The organism is Novosphingobium sp. G106 (assembly GCF_019075875.1).
Lineage (GTDB): Bacteria > Pseudomonadota > Alphaproteobacteria > Sphingomonadales > Sphingomonadaceae > Novosphingobium.
Genome location: NZ_JAHOOZ010000001.1, coordinates 1,580,621 through 1,607,178, shown reverse-complemented (window position 1 = coordinate 1,607,178; position 26,558 = coordinate 1,580,621). Strand labels below are relative to the sequence as shown.

Below are 26,558 nucleotides of genomic sequence, written 5' to 3'. Positions count from 1 at the left end.
AGGTCCTCAGACGTGCCGTTCGGCCTGCATCTTTTTGATCTCGGCGATCGCGCGCGCCGGCGACAGGCCCTTCGGGCAGACGTTGGCGCAGTTCATGATCGTGTGGCAGCGATAGAGGCGGAAGGGATCTTCCAGCTCGTCGAGCCGCTCGCCGGTCATCTCGTCGCGGCTGTCGGCCAGCCAGCGATAGGCCTGGAGCAGGATCGCCGGGCCGAGGAACTTGTCGCTGTTCCACCAGTAGCTCGGGCACGAGGTCGAGCAGCAGGCGCAGAGGATGCACTCATAGAGGCCGTCGAGCTTCTCGCGCTGCTCGGGGCTCTGCAAGCGTTCCTTGCCCGACGGGGTCGTCGAGACGGTCTGCAGCCAGGGGCGGATCGAGGCGTATTGGGCGTAGAAGTGGGTGAAGTCGGGGACGAGGTCCTTGATCACTTCCATGTGTGGCAGCGGGGTGATGCGGACATCGCCCTTGAGGTCCTCGATCGCGGTGGTGCAGGCGAGGCCATTGCGGCCGTTCATGTTCATCGAGCACGAGCCGCAGATGCCCTCGCGGCACGAGCGGCGGAAGGTGAGCGTCGGGTCCTGCTCGCTCTTCATCTTGATCAGCGCGTCGAGCACCATCGGACCGCAGTTGTCGAGATCGATCTCGAAAGTGTCGTAGCGCGGGTTCTCGCCGCTGTCGGGATCGTAGCGGTAGACGGTGAACTTCTTGACCCGGCTGGCGCCCTCGGCGCGGTGGACCTTGCCCTTCTTGGTGATCACGGAGTTCTTGGGAAGGGTGAAGGTCGCCATGGAAATGCCCCGTTTCTAGCGGCTGCGTCGTGCCTGAGTTTGGGCCTCTCTAGCGATTCAGGGCCGCAGGGCAAGGGTACACGTGCGAGAGGCAGTGGAGCGACGGCGGTGCTGGTTGGGAGCGGCGCGCCGGGTTTTTGGAACTTCTTCAAGGCTGCACATATCGCGCATGGGAAATCGTTGGCTGCGAAGGCGCTGTGGAAGCGATTCTCTTGGGAGAATCAAAGGTTTGTCACAATGTGAAAGAGCATCGCGATCTTCACTGTTTCTGTCCTTGTAGGAAAGCCGAAATTCAGGCTCGGTCCCAGGCCAGTGGCAGCCGGTCGAGTCCGAAGACGTTGCTCGCGTGGAAATCGTAGCCCGCACCCTCGGGCAAGCGGATGTTGACGAAGCGGGCGAGCATGACTTCGAGGACGATCCGTATCTCGCGCTTGGCGAGCCGCAGCCCGATACAGGTGTGCGGGCCGGTGCCAAAGGCGATGTGGCGGACGGGGCGGTCGATGTCGACCTTGTGCGGATCGTCGTAAACCGCCGGATCGCGCCCCGCGAGCGGCAGCGAGAGCTGCACCGCGTCGCCGGCGCGCATCTGGACGCCGTGGAATACATGGTCGACCTTGACCCAGCGCACCGACGAGGCGGCGGAATAGGCGCGCAGCAGTTCCTCGACCGCCTGGGGAATGTCCTGGGGGTGGTCGCGCAACCGCTGCTGCAGCGCCGGGTCCTGCGCCAGATGCCAGAACATCCAGCCGATCGTGCTGTGCACGGTGTCGAGCCCGCCTATGTAGAGAATGAAGCAGATCCCGAGGATCTCGTCATCGGTCAGCGGGCGCTGGTCGGCGTACCGCGCCTGGGTGACGCCGCGCATCAGTTCTGTCGTCGGCGCCAGGCGCTGCTCGGCGATGAATTCGCGCAGGTAGGCGATCACGGCCTCCATCGCCGCCACCGCGGCCTCGGGCGAGGGCGGCCGGATCATCCCGCGTTCCCAGGCGAGAAAATCCGCCAGCCGTTCGCGCGGCATGCCCATCAGGTCGAGGAAGATGTAGGATGGAAACTTCTCGGTAAACTCGCTGGTGAACTCGCAGGCATCGGCATCGGCGAAGCCGGCGACGAGTTGCTCGCAAGCCGAGCGCACCGAGACGTCGAGCGCATCGATCGCCGCCGGGGTAAAATAAGGCTCGATGATCTTGCGATAGAGCTGCTGGCGCGGCGGATCGTATTCGAGCGGCGTCATCCGCACGTCGAGGCCGATCGGCGAGAGGAAGCTGCCCGCCGTCTCGCTGGAGAAATGCTCGGTATCGGCGAAGACCTCGCGGATATGGGCCTGGCGCGTCAGAATCCAGCCGGGGCGATCGCGCCCGGTGCTGCGCGCGAAGAAGATCTCCGGTCCGTCGTGGAGCGTGCAGACCTGGCGGAACGGATCGGGGCCTTGCGCCGCGAAGACCTCGTAGTCGTGATCCCAATAGAGCTCGGGCGGTACGTGCCCAGGCCGTTCGGACGCGATCGTCGCCATCGCCAGACTCCTCTTCCGCGGCGAAGCCTCGCACCGCGCGATTCGCGAGACAAGTTCAGTTTTGCGACAATGGCGTCGGAAGATCAGTTCGGGGGCGGTGCAAAGGCCTCGGCAGTGCCGAGCATGACGAAAAGGTTCTCTTCCATGTGCCGAATCTTCCAGCCGCCGTCGGTCCGCACGGTCTCGAAGTCGAAGCGCCCTAGCGATTCCTCGAAGAGGTGCGCGCGCTCGCGGTTGCCGACGTGGTGGGCGCGCAGATAGCAGGAGGCCTTGGCGCTGGTGCCGTCCGCCGCAGGCTCAACGACGTGGTTCGACAGCATGTGATGCGTGGCCGAAAGACCGTCCCAGATCGCCTGTAGCGTCGCGACCAGCGCATCGCGCCCGTCGACCGCGGTATTGTCGGCATCGGGAACGCCGCCTTCGAGGATCACGCGCGCACGAAAGGCCGCATCAACGGTGAACAGCGAGGCGAGCAGGCCCCAGTCGCGCACGTCGAGCGCGTGGGCGTAGCGGTTCATCAGATCGATGTGGTCCTGCTGCGTCTCGAAGCGCGCGAGCATTGCGGCGATGTCGCTCATCATCTTCTCCTGAAGAGAAGCGCGCCTTCTACTTGGCCGCTTCCGATGCTGCGGTGTGGGGGTGTTTGGCCCAGGGATTGGCCTTCGCGGCCGCGCTGGCGGATGCGGTTACCGGTGGTTTGTCCTTGGCAGCTGCGGCTTGCGAAGGCGCCGCAACCGAATCCTTGTTCCAGGGATTGGATTTTGCCGCCGTGCTGGCGCTCGCGGCGACGGTTGGGGCGGTGGTCGGCGCGGGCTCCGCATCGCTGCTCCAGGGATTGGGCGTCGAGGTCGCGCCAGCTTCTGCCGCTGCTTTTGCTGCATCCGGTGTGCTCGTCTTGCTGCCGCAGCCACCGAGCGACAGCGCAAGAGCAGAGCTTATGACAAATAGGATAGACCGTTTGATCATCGACATCTTCCCCGAGCCTGTGTGCGCTATCCACTCTGCTATTCGATCTTCGCTGTCCACCCGATAGCGGGCAAATCCGGCGCGAAAAAACCGCCCCGGAGGACGCCGGCGAAGGCGGTCCGGGGCGGGTCGGATTTTCGGCAGCGCGAAGCGCGGAGTTATTCGCCCTCGACGCCATCCTCGTTCGCCATCCAGTGGACGAAGCGGTGCAGTGGGTACATCGCGTCGTGCGGGTTGCCGATCGCGCTGGGACCGGCCTCGCCGAGGCGGACGACGCGCTGGGCGCCACCGCTGGCGAGGTGGTCGCGCAAGCGCGGGCATGCGGTTGAACGGATAGACGCCGACGGTCTGCGTCGCGACGTTGACGTACTTCATCGCTTCCATGAGGTCGGGCAACGCAAACCACATTCGAAGTCTTGCGCAGCGGATGGAAGTCCACCGGCTCCTCCGAGCGGATGGCGACTCCGCGGCCGTCGGACTTGCCGAAGACGCCGTAGTCGTCGTCCATCATGCGCAGCATGTCGATCTGCTCCTTGAGCTCCATGTCGAGCGGACGCGGCGCGCCTTCGGCCATGCGGTCGATGCGCAGGCGCTCGGCCAGCACTTCGGCATAGCGGTCTCCGTCTTCGGGCGAGGCCTCTAGGAACGTGAAGCGGCTGCAGACGCAGGCCTCCTGGTTCAGGATCGAGACGTCGCGGGCGTTGAGCTCTGCGGCCTCGGCCAGCGCTTCGTCCGACGCGAAGGCTTCGCGGCCGACCATCGAGATCGAGGTCTTGGGATCGAAGGAGACGAGCTGGAAGCCCGGTCCGATGTACTTCATGACGTTGTTGATCGCATCGCCGCCGCCCCAGGCGACGAGCTTGTCGAAATACTGCGGGCGGTAGAGGATGCGCTCGACCGCGTCGTCGCCACCGCGCCAGTAGATCGCCGACATCGACTGGACGACCGGGTGGTTCGGGTCGATCTCGGCCATGGTGCGCAGGAAGGCGGTGGTCGAGAACGGATCGGCCGAGGCCATCTTGAACAGGCTGACCGACTTGACCAGCGCCGACTGCGCGATCGAGCGAACGCCCATGCCGGGCGAGTTGCCGGGCAGCACGTGGATCAGGCGCGGGGCATAGGCACGGATGAAGCTGCGGCGCCCTTGGTGATCGGTGTGTGGCACCCATTCGTCGAGCGCTTTGGGGTTGGGGAAGTTCTGCGCGACGACTTCGTTTAGCACCTGCTTGTCGAGATAGTCGGTGGCGTGGAGCATCTGGTGCTCGATCACCTTGCGCGGGGCGAGGCTGACCTTGGCCATGCGGTCGATGCAGGCCTGGACGTGCTCGTTGTTCGGATCGCACATGCGCTGACCGGACTCGACGAGGAAGTCGATGATTTCGGCGAGCGGCGTGTTGAGCAGCGGCGGCAGCTCGGTGCGCGGATGGACCAGCGAGTTGAGGTCGAGCTTCGGGGTGACGAAGCTGACGCCGAGGTCGCGCGAACGATGCGTCTGGTCGGTGCCCTCGACCACCTGGCCGCGGATGAAGAAGGGGGCGGAGTCGGCGGCTGCGGTCTCGCTCGACGGCGGGTTGCTCAGGTCGGTCAGCGTATTCATGGCATTGCTCTCCAGTCTGGTTGCTGCGACTCGCCTTAATGGCGCCCAATGCGTTTCATTAATCCCGGATCGCCTGCCGAGGCAAGCGCTATTTCGCTGCGGCCGCCTGCTGGGCCGGCTTTTCTATGTCTTCGGGTAGGAGCAGGTGCTCGGCCTGCAGTGCGGAGGCGGCGGCGGCGAGGCGCTGTTCCCGAGCGCCGGGAGTGGCATAGCGCTCCGCCAGCGAGCGGCGGGTGTCTCCTGCGCGCGAGGCCGCATCCTTGGCGAAAGGAATGTAGGACCCGAAGACCAGGCAAAGATCCCCTTCGCCATATCCCGCCTTGCGCAGGCTCCAGCCGAGATAGGTGCCCGTCGGTGCGGCCACGGGCGGGAGATGGATGCCTGCCATGTCGTTCCCGTCGGCGTCGATCTGGGGCACGAAGACCGGCCAGTCCGACTTGCCGGCAGGCGCGATCGGGGCATTCAGCACGCGTGGCCAGACGAGGCCGAGGGCCGGTGCCTGCGGCGGGCGGAGCGCGTCGACCGCGACCAGCTCACTCTTCTCGAGCCTGGGCCAGCGGCTTGCAGGCGGTTCGCGGCGGCCGGTCGTCCATTCGACCATGTCGAACAGCAGCGCTCGCTCGACCTGATAGTAGTTCATCGGATTGGCCGGATAGCGGCAGCTGGGCATGGTCATCGTCGGTGCGTGCGCTCCGCCGGCGATCATGTAGGCGCGGACGTTCGGCGGAAACGCGACATCGCCTCGCGTCCCGCCGGTGCCGACCAGCGAGGCGCCGGCCTGCCAGAACTCGGCGCTGGTATCGATGTGGAACAGCTTCGGGCAGGTGCCATCGGCGCTGCAGCGCGCGAGGATGCCGTCGCGCTTGCCGGTGACCGGGTCGGTCAGCGTCGCGTAGGTATAGGGGAAGGTGAAGCCGGGAACGTCGTGGTCCTCGTGCTGCCGCGAGAAGCGGCCCGGTTCGGCGAAGCGGAAATTGGTGAAGGTCTGCCGGCCGCCGGCAACGAACGGGATCACCCCGTCGAACACGCGGCGCCCGGACAGGTCGCGGTTGAAGCCCTGCCAGAGGAAATCTCGCAGGTAGCGCGCCGACTGCGAGGCGCCGGCGGCTATCGCGGTTGAGTAGGCGCCGCCTTCGGGATTGACGCAGAGGCCCTTGGCATCGCGTTCGCAGGGTGCCGTAGCGATATCGGCGAGCGGGTTGCCCTGGGCGGTGGTGCCGTGGCGCAGGAAGCCGATCAGGTCGCGCACTGCGGAGAAGCCGAGCCCCATCACCACCGGGTCCTTGGCGACATATTCCAAGCGATAGATCGCGCCTGCGTCCATGCCGGCGGGACGCGTCAAGGTGACGTGGCGGTCGTTCTCGAAGTGCCACTGGTCCGGCGGGATCGTCTGTACCGGGCTGCCAGTCAGCGCACGCACCGTCAGCTTTGCGGCGGCCTGGTCGAGCGAGGCGGCGGCATAGGGCAGGGTGATGCGGTTGCTCGACAGGTCGTCGAAGATCGCTTCGGTCGAGGTCGGGCCAGTTACCGGCTTGTCGCCGTCGTGCGCGATCGGGAAGCGCGCGCCGAGCAATGGCCGGCCGAGCATGTCCTTGCCGGCGATGTCGCCCTGCCAGCCGCTCCACACCAGTGTGTAGCCTTGCTTGAGAAGCAGGCCGTCGCCGGGATCTATCGGATCGGCGGATGACCCGGGCGAGCCGCCGGTGAACATCGACAGCAGCTTCATGCCGCGGTTGACCACGTCGTAAAGCAGCACGCGCCGTGCCTTGGCGCCGTCCTGCGGCCGCAGGATCACGACGTCGACGTCGTAGTCGACCATGCCGTCGGCGGCGCGCGGAGCCAGCGCCAGGTCGACGATGCCGCGGTTGGCTGGCGCATTCGGGTCGATCCGCAGATGGGCGATGCCCGTGATGCGCTCGTAGGGGCCGTAGTCGCCGAAGGTCCGACCCTCGAAAGCGGTGATGCGCGAACTCACTTCAATGCGGACAGCGCCCTTGGCCTCTTCGGCATGGGCCAGATGCGGCACGGCCAACGCCGCCGCCGCGAGCAGGAATCGCGAAGCTCCGAACATGGTCTCTCCCTTGTTTTGCCGCATGCTCGCAGACCCGCCGCGAATTGCAATTCCGGCTTGCGGGCTTTCGGTGCCGGTGAGACAAGCGCTTGGTCGGAAGGACAGGAGAGAGAAATGGCGCACAAGGACATTTTCGCCGAGGACATCCAGTGGGGGCAGGGCACCGGGCCGGGCATCCAGTACGCGCGCTTCCTGCTCGACGAGGCGAACGCCGCGACCTCGCCGATGGTCATTCTCTCGAAGTTCGAGCCGGGCGAAATCGTCGATCCGCACACTCACGGCTGCAACTACTTCGAATATATCATCGAAGGCTCGCAGATGGTGGGCAAGGTGAACTTCAAGGCAGGCGACGTGCGCTGGGCCTCGGCCGGCACCGGCTATGGGCCGATCACGGTGGGGGCCGAGGGCTGCACCGTGCTGATCGTCTTCCAGGAAGCGGCGAAGTCGAACACGATCCCGCTCGGCAAGGCGAAGGCCAAGCTCGAAGTGGCGGGCTGAGCCCTACTTCGGCAAGGGCGGAAAGATGCTGTCGGGCGAGCGCCAGTCGAGCGCGATCTTGCGGTGTGCGAAAAGCCAGTCATCGCCTTTTCGGACCAGTGTGTCGGCATAGAACCCCGCATGGTCCGGGCCGATGTCGGTGAAGACAACGAAATAGGTGCGCGCGGCGGCGCTGTCGGGGCCGGTCAGGTCGATCCGGCAGGTCGTCAGGTTGTGGCGGATGAAAGTCGCGAGGCTCAGCGACGGGTCCTTGCCGGGCACGGGGCTCCAGCTCGCGGTGCGCGCGCGGATCTCGGCGATGCCGTCGCTGCGGAATCCGGGGACCGGGCCGAAGCCGGCGAACTCGAGCACGGCATCGTCGGCGAAGAGCCTGGCGAAGGCCGCGCCGTCGCGCGTGTCGCCGGCGGCGTTGTAGCCGTGGATCGTCTTGCGGATGCCCTCGCGTGCGAGCATTTCGTCCAGGGTCATCGGCTCTCTCCCTTTGCCTGAAAATATCGCTGCAGCGGGTTACCGCAGGCCGCGAATGTGGCAACACCCGCGCAGAGTTCAGGAGAGGCAATGATGTCCGAGGGCAGTTTCTATAGCAATCGCGTCGCGGTGATCACCGGCGGCGGCCGCGGTTTCGGCAAGGCCTTTGGTACGGCCCTGGCTGCGGCGGGCGCGCATGCCGTGCTGGTCGACATCGACGGCGCCGTTGCCGAAGCGGCCGCGGCCGAAATCCGCGCCAAGGGCGGCCAGGCGACCGGCCTCGGCGGCGACGTCACCGACGAGGCCCGGATGGGTGAAATCATGAAGCAGGCCGCGGCGATCGGTGGCGGCATCGACATCCTGATCAACAATGCCGGCCTGCACAGCGACGAATATGGCCAGCCGATCTTCAAGATGGGCCTCGCCAAGGTGCGGCGCCTGTTCGACGTCAACGTGATGGGCGTGGTCACCTGCACGATCGCCGCCGCCGCGCACATGCGCGGCCGTGCCGGCGCGAGCATCGTCAACATCGCATCTTCGGCCGGGCACATGGGCGGATCGGCCTATGGCGACACCAAGCTCGCCGTCTCGGGCCTGACGATCACTTTTGCGCGCGAGCTTGGGCCCGACGGCGTCCGCGTCAACGCGATCTCGCCGGGGCTGATGCTGACCGAGACGATCGCCGCCGAGCTGCCGCCCGAGACCAAGGCGCGGGTCAAGGCGATGCAGATGATCGGCGACGACGGCAAGGAAGAGCACATCGTCGACGCCATGATGTTCCTGACCTCGCCGCAGGCGAAGTTCATCACCGGCGAGGTACTGCGCGTCACCGGCGGCATGGCGGCGGGGGTTTGATCACGATGACCACGCCTTTCGTCCGACCAGACGTCCGCGCTTTCCTCGATCAGCTGGCGGCCAGCCCGCGGCCGGTGTTCAACGACCAACTGATGGCGGTGATCCGCCAGATGCCTTCCGACGCCATGGCCGGGATGGACCTGCCTGTGGGCGAGATGGGCGAGATCCGCGACGTTGTAATGCCCGGCCCCGACGGCGAGATAAAGCTTCGGCTCTACGATCCGCGCGCCAGCCGTGAGGCGGGGCCGGTCGTGGTGTTCTTCCACGGCGGCGGCTTCGTCGTCGGTTCGATCGATACCCATGCCGGCATCGCCGCGGAGATCGCGCGTTCGCTCGACCTGCCCGTGGTCTCGGTCGAGTACCGCCTCGCGCCCGAGCACAAGTGGCCCGCCGCGCCCGACGATGCCGAAGCTGCTGCGCGCTGGATCGCCAAGAACGGCGCGGCTTTCGGGCGGTCCTTTACCCATCTCGTCCTCGCCGGCGACAGTGCGGGCGGCAACCTGACTCTGGTCACCACCCTCGCCCTACGCGATGCACCCGCCGCGCTGCCGCTGCTCGCGCAGATCCCGATCTACCCGATGGCCGATGCCAGCCGCGAGCACGCTTCGATGACGACTTTCGCCGACGGTTACGGCCTGGAATCGGAGAACATGGCCTATTACCGGCAGGCGTTTCATGCCGACCATGCCCACCCGCGTTATTCGCCGCTGGTAGCCGACCTCGCCGGCCTTCCGCCGACCTTGCTGGTCACCGCGGCGCTCGATCCGCTGCGCGACGGCGGCCGGGCTTTCGCGGCGGCGGCGGTGCTGTCGGGCGTGCCGGTTATCTATCGCGAGTACCAGGGCACGATCCACGGCTTCTGCAGCTACCGCAAGCTGATCGCTTCGGCGCAGGCCGATACGCTGGCCTTCCTCGCGCTGGCCAAGGCTATGATTGCCGAGGCGCTCGCGGCCTAGAGCGGCGTCAATTTCCAGGAGGCAATGTCGATGTTTGTAGCCACTTTGCTGATCATGGCCGCGGCCGGCGCGGTGCCGGAAGCCGAGATCCTCACGCAGTTGCGTGCGGGCAAGATGCTCTGCGCCAATCCCGATCCCGAAGCCAAGACCTGTTCTTCGATCGACAGATATGCCGCGAGCGGCGGCAACCGCTTCGTCAATACGGGAGAGGTCCTGCTCTCGGCCGACCAGGGGCTCACCATGGAGGTGACCTCGATGGTCCGCCTGGAAAACGGCGCCCTATGCGGTGCGCTGGACCTCGCTGATCTGCGCAAGGCGCGGCTCCGGGCGAACGGCGTACAGCTGCCGGCCGAGCAGCGTGCCGCGATGATCGGCCAGATGGCCGAGCAGATGGCGCCGCTGGCCGGGCGGAAGGTTTGCGAGACTTTGCGGATCGAGGACGGGCAACTGGTCAAGCAGGGGCAGATGGAAGGCGTCGACGTCGCCCTGCCGAGCAAGCCGGTGATCTGGATCACGCCGGGCTCCGGCTACAAGGTCGCGGCCAGCTAATCCGGCAGATGCGCCTCTGGCAGCGATGCGGTTTGACTGCGGTGAGCCCCAGGGCGTTTGCCGTTCTGCTTGCCTCGCCTTTGGGCTAAACCGGCCCAATGGGAGAAACCGTCAAGACCTTCTGCCGCAATTGCAGCGCGCTTTGTTCGATGGAGATCGATGTCGAGGACGGCCGGATGGTGCGCGCGCGGCCCGACGGCACGGCTTCGCCCTATGGCGCCTATCTGTGTCCCAAGGGCATGGCCGCAGTCGACTTCCACAACGGTGCCGAGAACCGGCTGCTGCACAGCCTGAAGAAACAGCCCGACGGCACCTTTTCGACAATCGATGCCGAGGCCGCGCTCGACGAGATCGGTGCCAAGCTTAAAGCGCTCTACGAGGAGCACGGGCCGCGCTCGATCGCGGTCTATCATGGTACCGGCGCCTATCGCAGCGTGCTGGGCAACCTGTTCGAGCGGGCCTGGGTGGCGGCGCTCGATACGCCGAACTTCTTCTCGTCGATGACGATCGACCAGTCGGCTAAATGGGTGACCATGGCGCGCATGGGCGTGATGGCCAGCGGGCGGCACAATTTCCGCGATGCCGACTGTGCGCTGCTTGCCGGCGGCAACCCGGTGGTGACGCACCAGGGCGCGCCCTTCGCGGTTGCCGAGACCGGTGCGCCGGGCAAAGCCTTCGAGGCGGCCAGGGCGCGCGGCTGCAAGATCATCATCGTCGACCCGCGCCGGACCGAGACCGCGCGCTACGCCGACCTGTTCATCCAGCCGGTGCCCGGCCACGACGCCGAGCTGTTCGCCGCGATCGCCCACGTTATGCTGCGCGAAGGCTGGTACAAGGCGGAATTCGTCGAGAAGTTCTGTATCCAGCTCGATGAGCTGCGCGCGGCGCTGGCGCCGTTCACGCCCGAGATGGCGTCGGCGCGCGCCGACGTGCCTGTCGAGCAGATCAAACTCGCCGCCAAGTGGCTGGGCGAGGCCAAGCGGCCGCTCGCGGGCAGCGGCACGGGGCCGTCGATGTCGACCCATTCGAACACGGCCGACCACATGATCGAAGTGGTGAATGTCCTCGCCGGCGGATACCGGCGGGCAGGGGACCGCATCCGCAATCCCGGCGTGCTCAAGGTCAAGGATACCTACGAGCTCGCGGTCTCGCCGACGCGCAGCTTCGAGCACGAGCCGAAATGCGTCAGTGTCGACACCGGCCTGCTGGTCGGCGAGTTTCCCACGGCGCTGATCCCGCGCGAGATCGCCGCGGATTCGCCCGATCGCATCCGCGCGCTGGTCTGCTTCGGCGGCGATCCGCTGATGGCGGTTGGCGATCCGGCTTTCGCCAGGGCCGGTTTCGACAAGCTGGAACTGCTGGTCTCGCTCGATTGCCGAATGAACGCGACGGCGGAGATGGCCGACTACGTCATCGCCACGACGCAGCCGTTCGAGCGGCACGAGATCAGCGTGCCGGGCGACGGCTCCTATCCCGAGCCTTTCGTCCAGTATACCCGCCCCGTGGTGGGCAGGCCCGGCGCGGTGATCGACGACTGGGAGTTCTTCTGGAGCGTCTCGGCGCGCATGGGCGTGCCGCTGACTTTCAAATACTGGAACTATGGTCTGCGCTTCCAGGACATTCCCGACGGCCTGCCGCTCAGCCTGACCGACAAGCCCGATCCCGAGGACCTGTGCCGCTTCCTCGCCAAGGACAGCGTCGTGCCTTTCGACGAGATCAAGGCCAATCCCTCGGGCGTGCGACCGGCCGTCGAGCCGCGCTTCGTCAAACCCGGCCCGCCCGACGCGCCGGGCCGGCTTGAGTTGTGTCCGCCCGATGTCGCGGCCGAACTCGCGGCCCTGGCCGGCGAGGCGCCCGAGCAGGGCTTCGGCTACCGGCTGACCTGCCGCCGCGTGCTCCACGCGCTCAACGGTGCCTTCCGCGAGTCAAAGGAAGCGCGGCGGCGCTTCCCGGTGAACTATGCGCACATGAGCCCGGAGGACATGGCCGCCGACGGCATCGCCGAAGGCGACACGATCGAGATCGCATCCGAATTCGGCGCGATACGTACGCTGGCCAAAAGTGAGGCGCGGCTGCGGCGCGGGGTGATCTCGATGACGCACATGTTCGGGCCGCTGCACGGTAGCGGCGATCCGGTGGCTGATGGCGGCGCCAATGTCGGCCAGTTGACTTCGCTCACCGAGCGGGTCGAGCCAATCAACTTCATGCCGCGCTATTCGGCGGTGCCGGTGAACGTCCGGTTGGTCGAGCCGGCATAGGGTCTGTACTCGATACCAGCGCCTTCGAGGTTTGAAGCAAAATGGCTCAGTGCCAGGAAGGAAGCCGCAGGGATATGTCGATATCTCAAGGCTTCCTGACGCAGCAATGGGCCATTTTGCTTCCATTCCGGCGCCTTGAAGGCGCTGGTATCGAGTACAGACCCTAAGGCTGGCCGTATTGCGCGGCCAGTTCGAGCAGGTCGTCCTGCCTTTCGGCCCCGGTCGAGTTCATCACGCCGGCTATCATCGTGTAACAGCCGACGGTGAACATGAAGTCGAGCAATTGCTGCTCGGTCCATTCGGCGCTGAGCAGTGTCCAGTTCTCGTCGCTGATCTTATGGTCCCGCACCAGCTCTTCGGCGGCGCGGATCACCGTGGCTTCCAGCGGCGTGAAATAGGGATCGTCCGCGCCGCGCTGGACGGGGGCATAGAACTCGTCGGTCAGGCCGCAGCTCTTGCTCGTGTTGAGATGGCTCGACCACATGTAGGTCGCCTTGGTGATCCAGGCGACACGCATGATCGCGATCTGGCGCAGCTTCACCGGCAGCGTGTTGTTCGGGCCGAGCAGGTGGATGTTGAGCGGCGAGAAGGCGTTGGCCAGTACCGGATGGTGCGCGAAAGTGCGCAGCACGGGGTTCTTGTCGGCATCCTTGAAGATGCCGCCGACCCACTGGCCGAAGAAGGCGCGAGTATCGTCGGTGAACTGGTCCTCACGGATCTGCGGCATGCGGGCGGGGGGGATCGGCCAGGGGACTGGGATTCGGCAAGGCATCTCTCCTGATTTTCCTTGTCCTTGTCTTGGCTCCTTCGCTGCGTCAACATCGGCAAGAGGGAGAGAAGGCATGGGTTTCGGCAACTGGTGGGACCAGACCGTGGTGCCGCGCATCATCAAGCTGGGCTGCGCGACCGAGGACATCATGGCGCTGCGCCGCGACGTGGTGCCGCAGGCGCAGGGCGCGGTTTTCGAGCTCGGCTGCGGCGGCGGGATCAACCAGCGGCTTTACGACGCGGGCCGGGTGGTCAGCTTTGCCGGGCTGGATCCCTCGGGCAAGGGGCTCGACTATGCGCGCGAGGCCGCGGCGAAGAAGGGCTGGCAAGCGGACATACGCCAGGGTTTCGGCGAGGCGATACCCTTCGAGGACGAGAGCTTCGACACCGTGGTCTGCACCTTCACGCTGTGCTCGGTGGCCGACCAGGCGCAGACGCTGGCCGAACTGCGCCGCGTGCTGCGGCCGGGCGGGACTTTCCTCTACGCCGAGCACGGGCGCTCGCCGGACGTGAAGATCGCGCGGCGGCAGGAACGGGTCGATCCGTTGTGGAAGCGCGTCTTCGGCGGTTGTCACCTCTCGCGCCCGGTGACTTCGGCGATCGAAGCGGCCGGCTTTACCGCCGCGCCGGTCGGCCAGCGCTACATGAAGGACAAGCCGAGCATGGCCGGTTGGCTCGAATGGGGCGTGGCGGTGAAGGCCTGACCGCGCAAAGAAAAAGCCCGCCACCGTGAGGTGACGGGCCTTTTCGTGATTTGCAGTTCGATCAGTTGCCGAAGGTGCGCTGCCACCAACCGCGGCGCGGCGTGCCGTCGGCGTTTTCGCCGTCGCCGTTGGCGGGCTGGGCTTCGGCTTGCGCTGCCACCGGTGCCTCGGCAACCGCGACGTCGCCTCCGGCGACGGGTTCGGCGGCCTCTGTCACGACGGCTTCAGCCTCGACATCGGCCTTCTTGCGGCGCGTGCGCTTCGGCTTGGCTGCGGGTTCCGCTTCCGCGACCTCGGCGACGGGCGCTTCGACCGGAGCTTCGGCAACGGCCTCAGCCTCGACGTCGGCCTTCTTGCGGCGGGCGCGCTTGGGCTTGGCGGCGGGTTCTTCCGCAGCGACCTCGGCGACCACTTCGGCCGGAGCCTCGGCCACGGCCTCTGCTTCGACGTCGGCCTTCTTGCGGCGCGAGCGCTTGGGCTTGGCCGGCGCTTCCTCGGCGGCTTCCGCGGGCTCGGCTTCTGCCAGGGCCTCGACCGGAGCTTCGGCATCGCCATCCGCGGTCTCGCCGTGGGCTTCGCCTTCGCCGGCCTCGTCCTGGCCACCCTCGGCCCTGTTGCGACCACCACGCCGGCGACGGCCGCGACGGCGGCGCTTGCGCTGGCCTTCGCTTTCCTCGCTGGCATCGTCGCCGCGGGGCTCGTCGCCCTGGGCTTCGGTCTCTTCGCCTTCGTCACCGTCCTCGTAGCCTTCAGAACCTTCCGAGGCTTCGGCGCCTTCGCCGGCCGGCGCATCGCCCTGCTGGTCGCGGCGGCCGCCACGGCGGCGCTTGCGGCGCTTGCGACGGCCTTCGCCGTCACCTTCGCCACTGCCGCTGCTGCGCGGCGCGCGCGACTCTTCTGCTTCCTCTTCTTCCTCGAGTTCCTCGTCCTCTTCGGGCAGGTCCTCGTCGTCCTCGTAGAGTTCGACGATCGGCTCGAAGCGCGGCACGAATTCGGGGCGCGGGCCAGACGAGGCGACGCGCATCTTGGCGCCTTCGTTCTCGCCCTCGGGTATCACTTCGACGCGCACGCCATAGCGGGCTTCGATCTCGGCGAGGTCGGAGCGCTTGGCATTGAGCAGATAGACCGCCGCCTCGGTGCTGGCGAAGAGCGTGATCACGCTGCCGCGGCCCTTGGCCGCTTCGTCCTCGATCAGGCGCAGCGCGGACAGGCCGGCCGAGCTGGCCGTGCGGACCAGGCCCGTGCCGTCGCAGTGCGGGCACATGCGCGTGGTCGCTTCGAGCACGCCGGTGCGCAGGCGCTGGCGGCTCATCTCCATCAGGCCGAAGCTGGAGATGCGGCCGATCTGCAAGCGGGCGCGATCGTTCTTGAGCGCGTCCTTCATCGCCTTCTCGACCTTACGGACGTTCGATCCGTATTCCATGTCGATGAAGTCGATGACGACGAGGCCGGCCATGTCGCGCAGGCGCAGCTGGCGGGCGATCTCGCGCGCGGCTTCGATATTGGTGCTGACCGCGGTCGCCTCGATGCCGTGCTCCTTGGTCGAGCGGCCCGAGTTGATGTCGATCGAGACCAGCGCCTCGGTCGGGTTGATGACGATGTAGCCGCCCGACTTCAGCTGCACGACCGGATCGTACATCGCGGTCAACTGGTCCTCGGCGCCATAGCGCTGGAACAGCGGCACCGGATCGACATAGGCCTTCACCCGGCGCGCGTGGCTGGGCATCAGCAGCTTCATGAATTCTCGCGCGGCGCGGTAGCCGTACTCGCCCTCGACGACGACTTCCTCGACGTCGCGGTTGTAGATGTCGCGGATCGCGCGCTTGATCAGGTCGCTGTCCGAATGGATCAGCGCCGGCGCCGACGACTTCATCGTGTTCTCGCGGATCTCGTCCCACAGGCGGGCGAGATAGTCGAAGTCACGCTTGATCTCGGGCTTGGTGCGCGCGAGGCCGGCGGTGCGGACGATGCAGCCCATCGACTTGGGCAGCGCCATCTCGGAAATGATCGCCTTGAGGCGCTTGCGGTCCGCGGCCGAGTTGATCTTGCGGCTGATGCCGCCGCCGTGGCTCGAATTCGGCATGAGCACGCAGTAGCGGCCGGCGAGCGACAGGTAGGTGGTGAGGGCAGCGCCCTTGTTGCCGCGCTCTTCCTTGACGACCTGGACCAGCAGCACCTGGCGGCGCTGGATGACGTCCTGGATCTTGTAGCGGCGGCGCAGCGCCATGCGCTTGGCGCGCAGATCGTCGGCTTCCTTCGAACGGTTGCCGCGGCCACCCTGGCGGCGGCGCCCGCGACGCTGGCGATCGTCGCCACCTTCGCTGCCTTCGCCTTCTTCAGCGGTGTCCGCGGATTCCTCGCGCTCTTCTTCCGAATATTCGAAGCCGTTCTCGACATGGCCGCCTTCGATCGTGGCGATCTGGTCCTTTTCGGACGTGTCGATCTCGGTGACGTTCTCTTCGCCGGCGAAGTCGTCATGCAGGCCGTCGCCGTTCTCGTCGGCGAAGTCCTCGTCGCCTTCGTCGGCGGCGCGTAGCGCGGCTTCTTCTTCGGCGTGCGCGGCTTCTTCAGCCAGCAGCGCCTCGCGATCCTCCTTGGGGATCTGGTAATAGTCGGGATGGATTTCGCTGAACGCCAGGAAACCGTGACGATTGCCGCCGAAATCGACGAAAGCCGCCTGCAGCGAGGGTTCGACCCTGGTTACCTTGGCGAGATAGATATTACCCTTGATCTGCTTGCGATCGGCAGATTCAAAGTCGAATTCCTCAATACGGTTGCCCTTGAGGACCGCCACCCGGGTTTCTTCCTGGTGGCGCGCATCGATTAGCATGCGCGTTGTCATTATAAATTCTCCAGTCGCGCCGCGGCTCGGACCCCGAAAAATCGGGGGCCGGCAAGGCGGCGCGGATATGCAATGGTTCGCCGCCGGGCCCGAACATATCGGGGTCCGTCCTGCGGCGATCGGGGTTGTGCGTGAAACCCGCGCGCAAGGGCGTGCGGGCAGCTTGCTTCGTGTCTGCGAGTGGGAGGCTGCGCGGCGAAATCGTTCGCGCAAAACCGGCCGTCCAAGCCTTCCGCGCCTGCAAAGGCAGCGGCTGGCAGAACGGCAAGTGGTTACTCATGGGCTCGCATCAACCTGTTCGATCCGGATGGGAAATTCCGGATATCGGCCATGGGTTAAAGCTTTCCGATCCTGCCCGATTGCGACCATTCAGCCTTGTTTCGGTGCATGAGGATCGGAATGTCTCGCCCGGCTTCGTTCATCTAGCAGCCAATACTTTGAACGGCAAGGCTTCCCGGCGCGCGGCAAGCGGCGCCGGACCAGGTGATTGCGGGGAGAGCTTATCCCTCGACCATTGCGGTTCGATGTAGGTAGCCTTACGGGAAAGGCAATGCCGCGTCCGATCCAGCTTGCCTTGCTCCTCGCTGCGCCGCTGGCGCTGATCGGTGCAATGGTTGCGGCGGACCGCCTGCTTGCTGTGCCTAGCCGCGGCTATGATTATGTCGAGCGGATCGTGCTGCCGCCGGCCGCGCATGAAGTCGGTCTGCCCGAAATCAAGGGGCCGCTCGATGCCAGCCGGCCGCTGGTGGTGATCGATGCCGGCCACGGCGGCTACGATCCCGGCGCGGGAACCGAGCCGCTGATCGAGAAGAACCTGACACTGGGGCTCGCCAAGGCCCTGCGCGACGAACTGCTCGAGCGCGGCGGCATCCGGGTCGCGCTAACCCGCGACGACGACCGCTTCCTGCTGCTGCCCGAGCGCTCGGGCATCGCGCGGCGGCTGAATGCCGACCTGTTCATTTCGATCCATGCCGACAGCGTCGAGAGCAATGACCAAGCTCGCGGGGCCAGCGTCTATACCCTGTCCGAGCGGGGGACGAGCGAGACGGCGGCGCGGCTCGCGGCGCAGGAAAACCGTGCCGATACGATCAACGGCGTACAGCTCGCCGGAACCAGCGATGCGGTGAGCGCGATCCTCGTCGACCTGTCGCAGCGCGAGACACAGGCCAAGTCGCAGCAGTTTGCGCGCCTGATCCTGCGGGAGATTTCGGGCCAGATGAAGCTGCACGACCGCGAGGTGCAGTCGGCCGCTTTCGTCGTGCTCAAAACGCCCGACATGCCTTCGGTACTGTTCGAAAGCGGCTACGTGAGCAATCCCGACGATGCGGCGATGCTCGCCTCGGCCGAAGGTCGCGCCACTTTCGCCAAGCTGACCGCCCAGGCGATCCGTGCTTATTTCGCGCGCCAGTCGAACCAGTAAGGCGAGAGCAGGGGAGTAGAGAGAGTGAACCGCTTCCCCTCGCGCCGGACACAGGATAAAGGCGGCGGCAATGTCTGACTCCGCGTCGCCCGAGAGCGAGAACCTGAACTACCGCATCCGCCGCGAAGCGAGCGGCGCCTGGTCGCGATTGCGCGGTCTCTGGCGCGAAAGGCGCTGGTTCCGTGCACTGGGCTATGCCTTCGTGGCCTTCGTGCTGCTGATCGTCGGTGTGTGGTTCTTCGTTGCGCGCGATCTGCCTTCGGCCGACAAGCTGCTCGACTACCAGCCGCCGCTGCCCACCATTGTCCGCGGTATCGACGGCCAGATCGTCTATTCCTATGCCCGCGAGCGCCGCGTCCAGCTGCGCTTCGTCGATTTTCCCAAACAGCTCACCGACGCCTTCCTCTCGGCCGAGGACAAGACGTTCTGGACTCATGGCGGGGTAGACTATCCGGGCCTCGCCGGCGCCGTGGTCGACTATGTCTCGAAGATGGGCTCCGGCCAGCGCGCCAAGGGCGGCTCGACGATCACCCAGCAGGTCGCCAAGAATATCCTGATCGGCAACGAATATTCGATCGGCCGCAAGCTCAAGGAAATGATCCTCGCGCGGCGTATCGAGAGTACGCTGACCAAGCAGCAGATCCTCGAACTCTATCTCAACGAGATTCCGCTCGGTCGGCAGAGCTTCGGCGTCCAGGCCGCGGCGCGGGCCTATTTCGGCAAGGACGTCGGCGACCTGACGCTCAACCAGGCCGCCTTCCTCGCGATCCTGCCCAAGGCGCCTGAGACCTACGGCCGCGCCAAGAACGTCGATGCCGCGATTAATCGGCGCAATTACGTGCTCGACCAGATGGAGAAGAACGGCTGGGCCAGTGCCGATGCCGTTGCCCAAGCCAAGGCCGAGCCGTTGGGTCTGATCCCGCGCCGCGTCGAGACCTACGATTCCTCGCTCGGCTACTTCGTCGAGGAAGTTCGCCGCCAGCTCATCCAGAAATATGGCGAGAAGGCCGAGCAGGGGCCGAACAGCGTCTATGCCGGCGGCCTCTGGGTGCGCACTTCGGTCGATCCGGAACTGCAGAAGGCGGCGCAGGATTCGCTGCGAGCCGGGCTGCTGCGCTACCACGGCGGCATGGGCTTCCGCGGCCCGATCGACCATATCAACGTCGATCCCGACAAGTGGCAGACCCAGCTGATCACGCTCAACAAGAGCATCACCTATCAGGACTGGCGCGTCGGCGTGGTGATCGAGCGGAGCGGCTCGAGCGCACGCATCGGCTTCCCCGACGGCAAGAGCGGTCCGCTGGTCTCGCTGCCCGACAGCCTGCGCGCCGGCGACGTGATCGCCGCGGCGCCCGTCGGCGGCGATACCTATGCGGTGAAGATCATTCCCGAGGTCTCGGGCGGCATGCTTGTCGAGAGCCCGACGAACGGCCGGATCCTGGCGATGCAGGGCGGTTTCGATTCCGGTCTCGCCTCGTTCAACCGCGCGACCCAGGCGCTGCGCCAGCCGGGTTCGACGATCAAGCCGTTCGTCTACGCCACGGCGCTCGACGTGGGCATGACCCCGGCGACGATGGTGCTCGACGGCACCTTCTGCGTCTATCAGGGCACGGCCGGTCAGAAATGCTTCCGCAACTTCGGCGGCGAAGGTGGCAGCGGCAACCACACGATGCGCTGGGGCCTCGAGCAGTCGCGCAACCTGATGACCGTGCGCCTCGCCAACGACAGCGGCATGGAGAACGTCACCAAGACCTTCGCCCGCGTCGGCATCGGCAAGTACCAGAACTATCTGTCGTTCGCGCTGGGCGCGGGCGAGACCACCGTGATGCAGATGGTCAATGCCTATTCGGCGCTGGCCAACAACGGCGTCCAGTATCCGTCCTCGGTCATCGACTATGTCCAGGACCGCAACGGCAAGGTGATCTTCCGCGCCGACAACCGCCGCTGCGACCGCTGCAACATGACGCAGTGGGATGGCAAGCCGATGCCCCGCTTCGAACCGCGCGGCAAGCAGGTGCTCGATCCGCGCACGGCCTATCAGGTCGTGCACATGCTTGAGGGCGTGATTACCCGTGGTACCGCCGTCGTGCTGCGCGATCTCAACATGCCGTTGTTCGGCAAGACCGGTACGACCAGCGGGCCGACCAACGTCTGGTTCGTCGGCGGGTCGCAGAAGTATGTCGCGGGGGTCTATCTCGGCTACGATCAGCCGCGCTCGCTCGGCGGCTATGCCCAGGGTGGCCGCGTCGCGGCGCCGATATTCAAGCAATTCGTCCAGACGACGCGTCCGCGCTGGAGCGACCTGCCTTTCGTCGCGCCCGAAGGCATCCGCATGGTCCGCATCGACCGCGTCACCGGCAAGCGCGTGTTCGGCGCCGAGCCGGGTACCGATCCCAAAGCCGGTGTCATCTGGGAAGCCTTCAAGCCCGACACCGAGCCTACGCGGACCACGCGCGCCGATGATCTCGCCAAGCAGCGTGACGCGCTCTTCGCGGCAATCGCGCGCGGCAAGCAGGCGCGCCAGCAGCACGAGGCAGGCGCATCGGGAAGCGCCGAAACACGCGATTTCGCGGAGGAGCAGGGCGGCGTCTACTGATGTCGCTCAGGCATTGACACCAAGGTTCCAACTGTTCATCTGTCGAGCACGCCTTCGGACAGTGCGTTGCGTCGCGCTGTCGAGCCGCTATCGTGGCTGCAAACGGGAGGAACGGAATTGGGACCGAGGCATAGCTTCTGGGGGGTACTTGGGCCGGCAGAGGCGGCCAGATTCGGCGCCGGCACGCGGGCATCGCGGGGCGGGATCAACCCCAGCGCGGGTGCTGCCGAGAGCGAATCCCAGGCCAAGGTCAGGGAGTTGATCGTCATTCTGGGCGAGGCGAACCGCATCGCCGGGCGCTGCACGCAGATTTTCTCGCGGGTCCGCGAGGATTGCGGGCTGACCGGGATCGAAACGCTGACGCTGATCGCCATCGCCCATGCTCCCACGCCGCCGACGGTTCCGCAGATCGGCCGCTCGCTCGGCCACCCGCGCCAGGTGATCCAGCGCGCGGTGCGCGTGCTCGAGGATGAGGGGCTGGTGCAGCCGCTGCCCAATCCCGGCCACAAGCGCGCGGCGCTGCTGGCTGCGACCGCGAAAGGCCGCGCGCTCGGCCAGACGGTCGATGCCCAGGCGGCCGAAGTGATCGCCGGCATAGCCGAGGGGCTCGACCTCGATCTCGGCATGCTCGGCGCAATGAGCGAAGGCCTGCTCGCGTTGCGCGACCGGATCGACGAGCACATCTCCGACAAGAACGACTGACGGCGAGGTTCATGCCCGGTTTCCACCCCTCGATTCATGCGCGGACCAAGCCCGACCAACCGGCCATGGTCATCGCCGATACCGGCGAAGTGCTGACCTACCGCGAACTCGACGAGGGCTCGAACCGCTTCGCTCACCTGCTCCGCTCGCTGGGGCTTAGTGCGGGCGATCGGATAGGCGTGATGCTGCGCAATTCGCTGACTTTCCCGATCGTCTACTGGGGCGCGACACGCTGCGGCGTGTTCATCACGCTGCTCTCGACCCACCTGAAGCCGGCCGAGGCGTCCTATATCCTCGGCGATTCCGGTTCGCGCGTAGTCGTGCTGTCGGCTTCGCTGGGTGAGACGCCGCGTGCGCTGGCAGCCGATGCGAGTGAGCTGATTCCGGGCGTAGAGAAGATCTACTACGCCGGCGACGAGGCCATTGCCGGCGCGGAGCCGCTTCTGGCTGCGCTGGCGCCGATGCCGACAACGCCGGTGGCGGACGAGATCTCCGGCTTCCACATGATCTATTCGAGTGGGACGACAGGCCGACCCAAGGGCATCGTCCTGCCGTTCAAGCCGGGGCCGATCGACGAGTTCAACGTGCTCGAAGGCGGCGGCGCGATCGAAGAAGGCGTGCCGCCGCCCGTCGTGTTCAACGCGGGGCCGCTCTACCACGGCATGCCGCTGTCCTGCATGATCGTGCCGCAGCGGCTCGGCGGCACCGCGGTCAACCTGTCGAAGTTCGATGCCGAGGCCGTGCTCAAGGCGATCGAGACCTGGAAGGTCACCGAGGCGCAGTTCGTGCCCACCATGTTCGTCCGGTTGCTGGCGCTGCCCGAGGATGTCCGGCGCAAGTACGACCTGTCCTCGCTCAAGAAAGTGATCCATGCCGCGGCGCCGTGCCCGGTTGAGATCAAGCGGCGGATGATCGAATGGCTGGGGCCGATCATCTACGAATACTATTCGAGCACCGAGGGCGTCGGCGTCACCGGCATCACCTCGGAGGAATGGCTGCGGAAGCCGGGCTCGGTGGGCAAGTCGGGCCTCGGTCCGATCCACATCTGCGACGAGGATGGCCGCGAACTGGCCCCCAACGAGCCGGGCCTGATCTATTTCGAGGTGCCCGAAGGCCGCGCGGTCAACTACCTCAACGATGGCGAGAAGACCAAGCGCGCCTCGCATCCCGAGCATGCCAACTGGTTCAGCGTCGGCGACATCGGCCGGCTCGATGAGGACGGCTATCTTTTCCTCACCGACCGCAAGGACTTCATGATCATATCGGGCGGGGTGAACATCTATCCGCAGGCGATCGAGGACTGCCTTATTGTCCATCCCAAGGTGCTCGACGCGGCGGTGATTGGCGTCGCCGACCCGGAATTTGGCGAGGCCGTGAAGGCGATCATCCAACCCAAGGTCTGGGCCGACGCAGGCCCGGCGCTCGAAGCCGAGTTGCGCGACTGGGTGTCCACGCGCATCTCCAGGCTGACCCAGCCCAGGACCTATGAATTCGTCGAAGAATTGCCACGTATCCCATCGGGAAAGCTGGCCAAGCATGAGCTGCGCAAGCTATACGGGAGCCCGGTCGCGATCGTATAACAAGGCATCGCATGCATAAACTGGTCTATTCGGTTGCCGTCAGCATGGACGGCTTCATCGCATCGCCCGACGGATCGTTCGATTGGCTCTCGCCCTTTCCGCCCGACACGGACTTCACCCAGACCTTCCTGTCGGGCATCGGCGGCGTGCTGATGGGACGCGCCTGCCTCGATCTCGAAATCGGCATGCAGGGCGAGGTCTATCCGGGCAAGCGCGTGGCGGTCATGACGCACAGGCCTGTCGAGCCACAGCCGGAGAATGTCGTGTGCTTTGCTGGCGATCTCTCCGCCGCTCTGGCCTGGTTGCGCGAGGGCGAAGGCGATGTCTGGCTCTACGGCGGCGGCGCGGTAGCGGGGCAGGCTCTGGCCGCCGACGTCATCGATGAGATCCATCTCGCGGTGGTGCCGGTCACGCTGGGGCAGGGCGTCGCGCTGTTCGGCAACGGCACTTTCGCGATCAGGGATTGGGAACTCTACGGCAGCAAGCCATCGGCTTCGGGCTATGTCATGCACGCCTATCGCAGGAAGTACGACACCATTTGACATGATCATGTCAAACTGACACGATCGCTGCATGCATGGTAAATTCGATTCCCGTCATCCCCTGGTGGGCCTTTCCGATGAGCTGATCCGCCTCGGCGGGCGCATGAAGGCGACTTTTGCCGGCGCCCGCCGCGAGGAGGGCCTCGGCGATTCCGAGATGTCGGTGCTCAACGCCGTGGTCGAGGCGGATCGGCCGCCGACGGTGCCGCAGATCGGCCGCTCGTTCGGCCAGCCGCGCCAGCTCGTCCAGCGCGCGGCCAATTCGCTGATGGCGGCGGGGCTGATCGAAGCCGAAGCCAATCCCGATCACAAGCGGGCCGTCCTGCTGCGTCCCACTGAACGTGGCACCGCGCTCAAGCGCGAGATCGACGAGCGCGCCGATGCGATCGCCGCGGAGATCGGCGCGGGTGTCGACGTCGATCTTATCCGCGAGGCGACGGCCGCGCTCAACACCATTCGCAAGCAATTGGAAGCGCGTCTGCGCGCGGGAGAGAAGCCATGACGAGCATGACCTACGACATCGATGAGCTGGCGCCGAAAGGCCCGCTCACCGACTGGCTCGACGCATATGTGCCGGAACTCGGCAAAGGTCCGCTCGAGACCAGCATCCTCAGCGGCGGTACTTCGAACGTCGTGCTGACGCTGAGCCGCGGCGAGAAGCCGATGGTCATGCGCCGCCCGCCGGCTGTACCGCCGCCGGGCGCCGAGAAGGGCGTTCTGCGCGAGGCACGCATCCTGACCGCGCTGAACCAGACCGAGGTGCCGCATCCGGTCTGCTATGCTGCCTGTGAGGACACCTCGGTCGCCGGCGCGCCGTTCTACGTCATGGAAAAGGTCGACGGCTGGGCGCCGAACCTGCGCGACGAGAAGATCTGGAACGAGCCGCCGTTCGATAAGATGCCCTTCGAATACGGCATCCCCTTCGCCATCGTCGACGGCCTGATCGCGCTCGCCAATGTCGACTACGAAGCGATCGGCCTCGGCGACTACGGCAAGCCGGGCAAGTTCCTCGAACGCCAGGTCGATCGCTGGGCCGGCCAGCTCGCAACTTACCCCGAACGCTACAAGGGCTACGAGAAGCGTGCCCTCGAAGGCTATGCCGAGACCGAGGCCTGGCTGCGTCAGTCCAAGCTGCCCGAGGAAGTGCGCGGCATCATCCACGGCGACGTCGGTACCCCCAACATGATGTTCCAATGGGGCCCGCCGGCGCGGCTTGCGGCGATGATCGACTGGGAGCTCTCGACGATCGGCGATCCGATGATCGATATGGGCTGGTTCACCGGCGGCATGCGCGACGAGGACTTCCCCGAGAAAGAATTCGCCACCGCGCTGAACAACCCGGCGCACTTCCCAACCAAGCAGGAACTCGCGCGCTACTACTGCGCCGGTACGGGCCGCGACATCCGCGATTTCGAGTGGTTCTCGCTGCTCGCCAAGTTCAAGTCGGGCTGCCTGCTCGAATACAAGGTTGCCCAGGCCGAGGCCGGCATCCTGCCCAAGGAAACCGGGCGCTTTTTCGCCCGCATCGTCGACAACTGCTTCAAAGAAACCAGAAACCAGATCGAGAGGATGTCATGATCGATTTCAGCGTAGAGCCCGAATTCCAGGCCAAGCTCGACTGGATGGAGAAATTCGTCCGCGAGGAATGCGAGACGATGGACCTGCTGTGGCCCGAGATGGCCGCCAACTTCGAGACCCACCGCACCGATGCGCGCCGGCACCTCAAGCCGCTGCAGGACCAGGTCAAGGCTCAGGGCCTCTGGGCCTGCCACCTCGGTCCGCATCTCGGCGGGCCCGGCTATGGCCAGGTCAAGCTTGCGCTGATGAACGAGATCATCGGGCGCTCCAACTGGGCGCCGACCGTGTTCGGCACGGCCGCGCCCGATACGGGTAACGCAGAGATCCTCGCGCTGTTCGGCACCGAGGAGCAGAAGGCCAAGTACCTCCAGCCGCTGATGGACGGCGACATCGTCTCGTGCTTCTCGATGACCGAGCCGCAGGGCGGCGCCGATCCGGGCGAGTTCACCTGTGCAGCCACCTTGGACGGCGACGAGTGGGTGATCGAGGGCTACAAGTGGTTCTCGTCGAACGCCAAGCTGGCGACCTTCCTGCTGGTCATGGTCGTCACCGATCCCGACAAGCCGCTGACCGAGCGCATGTCGATGTTCATCGTGCCCGCCGACACGCCTGGCATCGACATCCTGCGCAACGTGGCGATCGCCGGTGACGTCGATCCCGACAACGGCCACCACGCGCACATCCACTACAATCAGGTCCGCGTGCCGCTCGACCACATGCTTGGCGAGCGCGGCGGCGGCTTCAAGGTGGCGCAGGCGCGGCTCGGCGGCGGGCGCATCCATCATGCCATGCGCACGGTCGGCAAGTGCCAGCGCGCCTTCGACATGATGCTCGAACGCGCGGTTTCGCGCCGGACGCGCGGGCGCATGCTCGGCGATCACCAGATGGTGCAGTCGAAGCTCGCCGATTCGATCGTCCAGCTCGAAAGCTTCCGCCTGCTGACGCTCAAGACCGCCTGGATCATCGACGAGGTCGAGGCCGGGCGCATGCCGCACGGCGCCGCGCGCAATCACATCGGCATGTGCAAGATCGCCATGCCGCAGCTCTACAAGGATGTGGTGGGGCGGGCGCTGGAGATCCACGGTTCGCTGGGCATCTCGCTCGATCTGCCGCTGGCCAACATGTACGCTGGGCACTGGTCGCTGGCTTTCGCCGACGGCCCGACCGACGCGCACAAGTCGCAGCTCGCGCGCGCCTACATGAAGAAGGCCAAGCCGGCCGAAGGCCTGTTCCCCAGCGAGCACATTCCCACCCGCAAGGCCGCGGCCAAGCAGCGCTATCCCAATGCGCGGGATGACGGGAAGTGACG

Annotated in this window: 25 protein-coding genes and 1 pseudogene; 17 read left to right on the top strand and 9 right to left on the bottom strand. The window is 66.0% G+C overall.

What is annotated here, in order from left to right; all coding sequences use genetic code 11:
• Nucleotides 1-6 precede the first annotated feature (6 nt).
• From KRR38_RS07645 to KRR38_RS07635, 3 genes are all read right to left on the bottom strand, one after another.
• Entirely contained in the window at nt 7-789 is a 783-nt protein-coding gene (locus KRR38_RS07645) for a succinate dehydrogenase iron-sulfur subunit (RefSeq protein ID WP_217400251.1), read from the bottom strand.
• A 292-nt stretch (nt 790-1,081) separates the two neighbouring features.
• Nucleotides 1,082-2,299, bottom strand: coding sequence for a cytochrome P450 (locus KRR38_RS07640; RefSeq protein ID WP_217400249.1), 1,218 nt, complete (start codon nt 2,297-2,299; stop codon nt 1,082-1,084).
• An 83-nt stretch (nt 2,300-2,382) separates the two neighbouring features.
• Entirely contained in the window at nt 2,383-2,877 is a 495-nt protein-coding gene (locus KRR38_RS07635; RefSeq protein ID WP_217400247.1) for a nuclear transport factor 2 family protein, read from the bottom strand.
• A gap of 32 nt (nt 2,878-2,909) precedes the next feature.
• On the opposite strand from KRR38_RS07635, the gene KRR38_RS37695 reads away from it, so the two are divergent.
• On the top strand, nt 2,910-3,332 hold the full coding sequence (locus KRR38_RS37695; RefSeq protein ID WP_217400245.1) for a hypothetical protein: 423 nt from the start codon (nt 2,910-2,912) through the stop codon (nt 3,330-3,332).
• Nucleotides 3,333-3,423: 91 nt separating this feature from the next.
• Here the strand turns inward: KRR38_RS37695 and KRR38_RS35875 are convergent, their stop codons facing one another.
• Both KRR38_RS35875 and KRR38_RS35870 read right to left on the bottom strand, forming a co-directional pair.
• Entirely contained in the window at nt 3,424-3,576 is a 153-nt protein-coding gene (locus KRR38_RS35875; RefSeq protein WP_254515196.1) for an acyl-CoA reductase, read from the bottom strand.
• A gap of 302 nt (nt 3,577-3,878) precedes the next feature.
• Nucleotides 3,879-4,610, bottom strand: a pseudogene (locus KRR38_RS35870) (acyl-CoA reductase); the annotation flags it as partial.
• Between KRR38_RS35870 and KRR38_RS37690 the strand changes: the two are divergent.
• Complete coding sequence (locus KRR38_RS37690) at nt 4,512-4,901, top strand: hypothetical protein (RefSeq protein ID WP_375293413.1); 390 nt, start codon at nt 4,512-4,514, stop codon at nt 4,899-4,901. The pseudogene KRR38_RS35870 and the gene KRR38_RS37690 sit on opposite strands and share 99 nt — an antisense overlap.
• A gap of 49 nt (nt 4,902-4,950) precedes the next feature.
• On the opposite strand, the gene KRR38_RS07620 is transcribed toward KRR38_RS37690, so the two are convergent.
• On the bottom strand, nt 4,951-6,933 hold the full coding sequence (locus KRR38_RS07620) for an alpha/beta hydrolase domain-containing protein (RefSeq protein WP_217400243.1): 1,983 nt from the start codon (nt 6,931-6,933) through the stop codon (nt 4,951-4,953).
• 114 nt (nt 6,934-7,047) lie between these two features.
• Here KRR38_RS07620 and KRR38_RS07615 point away from each other — a divergent pair, with 114 nt between their 5' ends.
• The gene (locus KRR38_RS07615; protein ID WP_217400241.1) at nt 7,048-7,431 is read left to right on the top strand and encodes a hypothetical protein; all 384 of its coding nucleotides are present in this window, start codon (nt 7,048-7,050) and stop codon (nt 7,429-7,431) included.
• A 3-nt stretch (nt 7,432-7,434) separates the two neighbouring features.
• Here KRR38_RS07615 and KRR38_RS07610 read toward each other — a convergent pair whose 3' ends face one another.
• Nucleotides 7,435-7,899, bottom strand: a complete 465-nt coding sequence (locus KRR38_RS07610; RefSeq protein WP_217400239.1) for a nuclear transport factor 2 family protein — start codon at nt 7,897-7,899, stop codon at nt 7,435-7,437.
• Nucleotides 7,900-7,992: 93 nt separating this feature from the next.
• Here KRR38_RS07610 and KRR38_RS07605 point away from each other — a divergent pair, with 93 nt between their 5' ends.
• The 4 genes from KRR38_RS07605 to KRR38_RS07590 all read left to right on the top strand — a co-directional run bounded on the left by KRR38_RS07605 (nt 7,993) and on the right by KRR38_RS07590 (nt 12,517).
• Nucleotides 7,993-8,754 carry an SDR family NAD(P)-dependent oxidoreductase gene (locus tag KRR38_RS07605; RefSeq protein ID WP_217400237.1) on the top strand — a complete coding sequence of 254 codons (762 nt, stop codon included), beginning with the start codon at nt 7,993-7,995 and terminating at the stop codon, nt 8,752-8,754.
• Nucleotides 8,755-8,759: 5 nt separating this feature from the next.
• Nucleotides 8,760-9,710, top strand: coding sequence for an alpha/beta hydrolase (locus KRR38_RS07600; protein ID WP_217400235.1), 951 nt, complete (start codon nt 8,760-8,762; stop codon nt 9,708-9,710).
• 30 nt (nt 9,711-9,740) lie between these two features.
• Nucleotides 9,741-10,259 (top strand): hypothetical protein, encoded by a 519-nt coding sequence (locus KRR38_RS07595; protein ID WP_217400233.1) that lies wholly within the window; start codon nt 9,741-9,743, stop codon nt 10,257-10,259.
• 98 nt (nt 10,260-10,357) lie between these two features.
• Nucleotides 10,358-12,517 carry a molybdopterin-dependent oxidoreductase gene (locus KRR38_RS07590; RefSeq protein WP_217400231.1) on the top strand — a complete coding sequence of 720 codons (2,160 nt, stop codon included), beginning with the start codon at nt 10,358-10,360 and terminating at the stop codon, nt 12,515-12,517.
• Between the two features lie 163 nt (nt 12,518-12,680).
• On the opposite strand, the gene KRR38_RS07585 is transcribed toward KRR38_RS07590, so the two are convergent.
• Nucleotides 12,681-13,244 carry a carboxymuconolactone decarboxylase family protein gene (locus KRR38_RS07585; protein WP_217400229.1) on the bottom strand — a complete coding sequence of 188 codons (564 nt, stop codon included), beginning with the start codon at nt 13,242-13,244 and terminating at the stop codon, nt 12,681-12,683.
• 115 nt (nt 13,245-13,359) lie between these two features.
• Between KRR38_RS07585 and KRR38_RS07580 the strand changes: the two genes are divergently transcribed.
• On the top strand, nt 13,360-13,989 hold the full coding sequence (locus KRR38_RS07580; protein ID WP_217400227.1) for a class I SAM-dependent methyltransferase: 630 nt from the start codon (nt 13,360-13,362) through the stop codon (nt 13,987-13,989).
• Nucleotides 13,990-14,050: 61 nt separating this feature from the next.
• Here the strand turns inward: KRR38_RS07580 and KRR38_RS07575 are convergent, their stop codons facing one another.
• Complete coding sequence (locus tag KRR38_RS07575; protein WP_217400225.1) at nt 14,051-16,831, bottom strand: ribonuclease E/G; 2,781 nt, start codon at nt 16,829-16,831, stop codon at nt 14,051-14,053.
• Between the two features lie 131 nt (nt 16,832-16,962).
• Between KRR38_RS07575 and KRR38_RS07570 the strand changes: the two genes are divergently transcribed.
• The 9 genes from KRR38_RS07570 to KRR38_RS07530 all read left to right on the top strand — a co-directional run bounded on the left by KRR38_RS07570 (nt 16,963) and on the right by KRR38_RS07530 (nt 26,556).
• Nucleotides 16,963-17,361 (top strand): hypothetical protein, encoded by a 399-nt coding sequence (locus KRR38_RS07570; protein WP_217400223.1) that lies wholly within the window; start codon nt 16,963-16,965, stop codon nt 17,359-17,361.
• A gap of 20 nt (nt 17,362-17,381) precedes the next feature.
• A complete protein-coding gene (locus KRR38_RS07565; protein ID WP_217400221.1) occupies nt 17,382-18,251 on the top strand; it encodes an N-acetylmuramoyl-L-alanine amidase in 870 nt (289 codons plus the stop codon).
• Nucleotides 18,252-18,321: 70 nt separating this feature from the next.
• A complete protein-coding gene (locus KRR38_RS07560; protein WP_217400219.1) occupies nt 18,322-20,847 on the top strand; it encodes a penicillin-binding protein 1A in 2,526 nt (841 codons plus the stop codon).
• A 117-nt stretch (nt 20,848-20,964) separates the two neighbouring features.
• Nucleotides 20,965-21,549 carry a MarR family winged helix-turn-helix transcriptional regulator gene (locus KRR38_RS07555; protein ID WP_217400217.1) on the top strand — a complete coding sequence of 195 codons (585 nt, stop codon included), beginning with the start codon at nt 20,965-20,967 and terminating at the stop codon, nt 21,547-21,549.
• A gap of 11 nt (nt 21,550-21,560) precedes the next feature.
• Nucleotides 21,561-23,129 carry an AMP-binding protein gene (locus KRR38_RS07550; RefSeq protein ID WP_217400215.1) on the top strand — a complete coding sequence of 523 codons (1,569 nt, stop codon included), beginning with the start codon at nt 21,561-21,563 and terminating at the stop codon, nt 23,127-23,129.
• Between the two features lie 11 nt (nt 23,130-23,140).
• Nucleotides 23,141-23,671 (top strand): dihydrofolate reductase family protein, encoded by a 531-nt coding sequence (locus KRR38_RS07545; RefSeq protein ID WP_217400213.1) that lies wholly within the window; start codon nt 23,141-23,143, stop codon nt 23,669-23,671.
• A gap of 31 nt (nt 23,672-23,702) precedes the next feature.
• A complete protein-coding gene (locus tag KRR38_RS07540; protein ID WP_217400211.1) occupies nt 23,703-24,173 on the top strand; it encodes a MarR family winged helix-turn-helix transcriptional regulator in 471 nt (156 codons plus the stop codon).
• Nucleotides 24,170-25,249 carry a phosphotransferase family protein gene (locus KRR38_RS07535; protein ID WP_254514677.1) on the top strand — a complete coding sequence of 360 codons (1,080 nt, stop codon included), beginning with the start codon at nt 24,170-24,172 and terminating at the stop codon, nt 25,247-25,249. The genes KRR38_RS07540 and KRR38_RS07535 overlap by 4 nt, the downstream gene beginning before the upstream one ends.
• Nucleotides 25,246-26,556 carry an acyl-CoA dehydrogenase family protein gene (locus KRR38_RS07530; RefSeq protein WP_217400209.1) on the top strand — a complete coding sequence of 437 codons (1,311 nt, stop codon included), beginning with the start codon at nt 25,246-25,248 and terminating at the stop codon, nt 26,554-26,556. The genes KRR38_RS07535 and KRR38_RS07530 overlap by 4 nt, the downstream gene beginning before the upstream one ends.
• Nucleotides 26,557-26,558: the final 2 nt, after the last annotated feature.